Origin of the sequence: Mesorhizobium sp. M0437 (assembly GCF_040321335.1) — a bacterium.
Taxonomy (GTDB): domain Bacteria; phylum Pseudomonadota; class Alphaproteobacteria; order Rhizobiales; family Rhizobiaceae; genus Mesorhizobium.
On the sequence record NZ_JAMYRK010000206.1, the window covers coordinates 1 to 1,347 of the forward strand.

General features: G+C 66.1%; 1 protein-coding gene. It reads right to left on the reverse strand.

The annotated features are described in order from the left end of the window. Nucleotides 1–111: 111 nt before the first annotated feature. On the reverse strand, nucleotides 112–1,347 hold a 1,236-nt coding region (gene tnpC, locus NKI72_RS34995), incomplete at its 5' end, for an IS66 family transposase (protein ID WP_352852251.1).

Consider the following 1,347-nt stretch of genomic DNA (forward strand, 5'->3'; position numbering starts at 1 on the left):
CCTCGGGCTCGAGACCGAGGGTCAGGTCCTGGATGAGCGCTTCGCTGACGCCGAGGTCCCTGGCGACACGATCGACGGTGTAGACGTGATGCACCCTATTGCGCTGCATGATCAGGCCGCCGCTGGTTGGGTCCGCAATTTTGCGGATCTCCAATTCCACGGCAGCAAATCATCGATCCGATGGGCCGGATAGGCGGGCAGTCGGGCGAGGACGTCGGCGAGCCAGGCCTGCGGGTCGACATCGTTCATCTTGGCGCTGACGATCAGGCTGTAGAGAACGGCAGCGCGCTGTCCGCCGCGATCGGAACCGCAGAACAGCCAAGACTTTCTGCCGAGAGCGATGCCGCGCAGGGCTCGCTCGGCTGCATTGTTGGATAGGCAAATCCGCCCATCGTCGAGGAACCGGGCGAAGGATGACCAGCGGCGCAGCATGTAGTTGAAGGCCTTGGTCAGATCGTGTCCGCGCGAGAGCTTGTCGCGCGTCTTGATCATCCAGCGCTCGAGCTCGGTGACCAGCGGCGCGCTCCGCTCTTGGCGCACGGCGTGGCGTTGGGCCGGCGACAGGCCGTTGATCGCGCGCTCGATATCGAACAGGGCATCGATGCGCTTCACGGCTTCAACCGCCAGCGGATAGACCAGGTTGGGCTTCTCGCCGTGCGCCTTCTTGCGCGCCGCCGCTTCGACATCGGCCAGCTCAAATACTTTGCGCCGGCTGTGGGCCCAGCAGCTGGCCTCCAGAACAGGCGCCGGCTGACGACCCGTCGCATAGAGATCGCCATAACCACCAAAGGCATCGGCCTGCAGAATGCCGCTCCAGCCGGCGAGATGCGTCGCGGGATGTTCGCCTCGGCGATCGCGGGAATAGTAGAACACTGCCGCCGGCGGATCGGCGCCGCCGAACGGTCGGTCATCGCGCACATAGGTCCATAATCGGCCGGTATCGGTCTTGCCCTTGGCCAGGACCGGCACCGTCGTGTCGTCGCCGTGCAGACGCGAAGCGGCCAGCACATGGGCTTCGAGCTGCTTGAACAGCGGCATCAGCGCCGCGGCGCCGGCGCCGACCTGGTCGGCGAGCGTCGACAGGCTGAGCGGCACGCCTTCGCGGGCATAGCGTTCGGCCTGGCGGTTAAGCGGCTGATGCTGGCCGAACTTCTCGAACAGGATCATCGCCAGCAGGCCGGGACCGGCCCAGCCGCGCGGGGTGGCGTGGAAGGGCGCCGGAGCCTGGCTGATCGTCTCGCAGTCGCGGCAGGTGAACTTCTCCCGCACGTGCTGGATCACCTTCCATTGCCGCGGCACCACCTCCAGCGTCTCGGTGATATCCTCACCCAGCTTGCGCAGCCGATG